This window comes from Streptomyces sp. NPDC054796 (assembly GCF_053611545.1).
In genome coordinates this window covers 1-3,095 of sequence record NZ_JBSHAO010000135.1, presented here as the reverse complement: position 1 = coordinate 3,095, position 3,095 = coordinate 1, and the positions used below count along the sequence as shown (strand labels likewise).

Sequence of the window (3,095 nt, the reverse complement as noted above, 5' to 3'; positions counted from 1 at the left end):
CCTCCCTCATGCGAGCGTGGCGTGCTACGCGCTCTTCTCGTGCCGCTGGCCCGGCTCGCCCGCGCCGCGGGACCTCGGGACGAGCGTCGGGTTCACGTTGTTGTGGACGACGTCCTCGGTGATGACGACGCGCTCCACGTCCTTGCGGGACGGGACCTCGTACATCACCGACTGGAGGACCTCCTCCATGATGGCGCGCAGACCGCGCGCGCCTGTCCCGCGCAGGATCGCCTGATCGGCGATGGCCTCCAGGGCCGGGAGGTCGAAGTCCAGCTCGACGCCGTCGAGTTCGAACAGGCGCTGGTACTGCTTCACGAGCGCGTTGCGCGGCTCCGTCAGGATCTGGAGGAGGGCCTCGCGGTCCAGGTTGTGCACCGAGGTGATGACCGGGAGGCGGCCGATGAACTCGGGGATCATCCCGAACTTCACCAGGTCCTCCGGCATGACCTCCTCGAACTGGTTCTTCGCCTCCAGCTCCCGCTTGGAGCGGATGTCGGCGCCGAAGCCGATCCCCTTCGCGCCCGCGCGCGACTCGATGATCTTCTCCAGGCCCGCGAAGGCGCCGCCCACGATGAACAGCACGTTCGTGGTGTCGATCTGGATGAACTCCTGGTGCGGGTGCTTCCGTCCGCCCTGCGGCGGCACGGACGCCGTGGTCCCCTCCAGGATCTTGAGCAGTGCCTGCTGCACACCCTCGCCCGAGACATCGCGCGTGATCGACGGGTTCTCGCTCTTACGGGCGACCTTGTCGATCTCGTCGATGTAGATGATCCCGGTCTCGGCCTTCTTGACGTCGTAGTCCGCGGCCTGGATCAGCTTGAGCAGGATGTTCTCGACGTCCTCGCCCACATAGCCCGCCTCCGTCAGCGCGGTGGCGTCGGCGATGGCGAACGGGACGTTGAGCATGCGGGCCAGCGTCTGCGCCAACAGTGTCTTGCCCGAGCCCGTGGGGCCGAGCAGCAGGATGTTGGACTTGGCCAGCTCGATGGCGTCATCGCGCCCCGAGCCGCCGTTCTCGCCCGCCTGCACCCGCTTGTAGTGGTTGTAGACCGCCACCGAGAGGGCCTTCTTGGCCGACTCCTGGCCGACCACATACCCCTCAAGGAACTCGGAGATCTCGCGCGGCTTGGGAAGCTCGTCCCACCGCACCTCGGAGGACTCGGCCAGCTCCTCCTCGATGATCTCGTTGCAGAGATCGATGCACTCGTCGCAGATGTAGACACCTGGCCCCGCGATGAGCTTCTTCACCTGCTTCTGGCTCTTACCGCAGAACGAGCACTTGAGCAGATCGCCGCCATCACCGATGCGTGCCACGAGGTGCTTCCCCTTCGCCTGGGATCCGTCGGCTGTGACGGACCGAGGTACGTGCTCTCCGACGGTACCTTGCCGAGCCGCCGAAATGGGCCCCCCTTGGGCCTACTCGATAGGAGACGAGCCGACCCAAGGGGAACTGGCTTCTGACTCCGCCAGTGTGCGTCAGACTCCGACCGAGGTCTTACGAGTCGTGACGATCTGGTCGATCAGACCGTACTCCAGCGACTCCTCAGCGGTGAGGATCTTGTCGCGCTCGATATCGTCACGGATCTTCTCGATCTCCCTGGTGGAGTGCTTGGCCAGCATCTCCTCCAGTTGGACCCGCATCCGCTGGATCTCGTTGGCCGCGATCTCCAGGTCGGAGACCTGCCCCCGGCCCGTCTCGCTGTACGGCTGGTGGATCAGGATACGCGCGTTCGGGAGTGCCATGCGCTTGCCGGGGGTCCCGGCCGCGAGCAGCACGGCCGCGGCGGACGCGGCCTGGCCCATGCACACCGTCTGGATGTCGGGCTTCACGAACTGCATCGTGTCGTAGATGGCCGTCAGCGCCGTGAAGGAGCCGCCGGGGGAGTTGATGTAGACCGAGATGTCGCGGTCCGGGTCCATCGACTCCAGGCACAGGAGCTGGGCCATGACGTCGTTGGCCGAGGCGTCGTCGATCTGGACGCCGAGGAAGATGACGCGCTCTTCGAAGAGCTTCGCGTACGGGTCGTACTCACGGACGCCCTGCGAGGTGCGCTCCACGAAGCGCGGGATCACGTAGCGGGACTCGGCCATGGGTCCCTCGTAGAGGCCGGAGCCGGGGAAGTTGGTCATCGGAGCCTTCTCCTGGTGATGGGCTGACTGCGGTCGGGGGCTGCGGAGCCGTGCGTGTCCGGCGGGGCTCAGGCGCCCGTGCCGCCGCCGCCCGGAAGCTGGGCCGCGGAGCCGTAGACCTCGTCGATCAGGCCGTACTCCTTGGCCTCCTCGGCCGTGAACCAGCGGTCACGGTCGGCGTCGCGGGTCCACTGCTCGACGGTCTGGCCGCTGTGCTGCGCCGACAGATCGGCCATCTTCTTCTTCGTCCGGAGGAGCTGCTCAGCGTGGATCTTGATGTCCGTCGCGGAGCCCGCCAGACCAGCGGAGGGCTGGTGGATGAGGATGTCCGCGTTCGGCAGCGCGAACCGCTTGCCGGGCGTACCGGCCGTCAGCAGGAACTGGCCCATCGAGGCGGCGAGGCCCATGGCGATGGTGACCACGTCGTTCTTGATGTACTGCATGGTGTCGTAGATCGCCATGCCGGCCTGGATCGAGCCGCCCGGGCTGTTGATGTAAAGGAAGATGTCCTTGTCCGGGTCAGCGGCCAGGAGCAGAAGCTGTGCGGTGATCCTGTTGGCGATGTCGTCGTCGACGGGCTGGCCGAGGAAGATGATCCGCTCGTTGAGCAGCCGGTTGTAGACCTGGTCGCCGAGGCCACCACCAATGTTGGGCTCAGCGGCGGCGGAAGGCATCGGAAGCGTCACGTGTCCACCTGCTCGTGTCCGGACGGCCGCGCTTCGGCGTGCCGTCACTGGGGTCTTCGTGTACTTGGGACCCTAACGCGCGGTCCGGACATAGCCATCCCGGTCTCAGACCTGTTCGCTGTGAGCGCAGGTCCCTCACCAGGTCTCGCGCGGCCTCCGGCGCGCCCCCGCCGCCCTCCCGGGCGCCCCTGGAGGAGCCGGGCGGGAGGGGCGCGGGAAGGGGTGGGGCGAAGGGTCCAGGCAGCCCCGGCAGCGGGGCAGGAAAGCACACGGGCCGTC

Annotated in this window: 3 protein-coding genes; all 3 read right to left on the bottom strand. The window is 67.1% G+C overall.

Features of this window, described 5'->3' with window-relative positions; genetic code table 11:
- Positions 1 to 24: 24 nt before the first annotated feature.
- Positions 25 to 1,314, bottom strand: coding sequence for an ATP-dependent Clp protease ATP-binding subunit ClpX (gene clpX / locus ACWGJ2_RS40100; RefSeq protein ID WP_453351355.1), 1,290 nt, complete (start codon positions 1,312 to 1,314; stop codon positions 25 to 27).
- Between the two features lie 162 nt (positions 1,315 to 1,476).
- Positions 1,477 to 2,130, bottom strand: a complete 654-nt coding sequence (locus ACWGJ2_RS40095) for an ATP-dependent Clp protease proteolytic subunit (protein ID WP_453351354.1) — start codon at positions 2,128 to 2,130, stop codon at positions 1,477 to 1,479.
- Positions 2,131 to 2,198: 68 nt separating this feature from the next.
- Entirely contained in the window at positions 2,199 to 2,804 is a 606-nt protein-coding gene (locus ACWGJ2_RS40090; protein ID WP_453351356.1) for an ATP-dependent Clp protease proteolytic subunit, read from the bottom strand.
- Positions 2,805 to 3,095: the final 291 nt, after the last annotated feature.

Excerpts from the sequence above, each read along its gene's own strand:
- ACWGJ2_RS40095 (WP_453351354.1), bottom strand. The coding sequence starts at position 2,130 with ATGACCAACTTCCCCGGCTCCGGCCTCTACGAGGGACCCATGGCCGAG.
- ACWGJ2_RS40090 (WP_453351356.1), bottom strand. The coding sequence starts at position 2,804 with ATGCCTTCCGCCGCCGCTGAGCCCAACATTGGTGGTGGCCTCGGCGAC.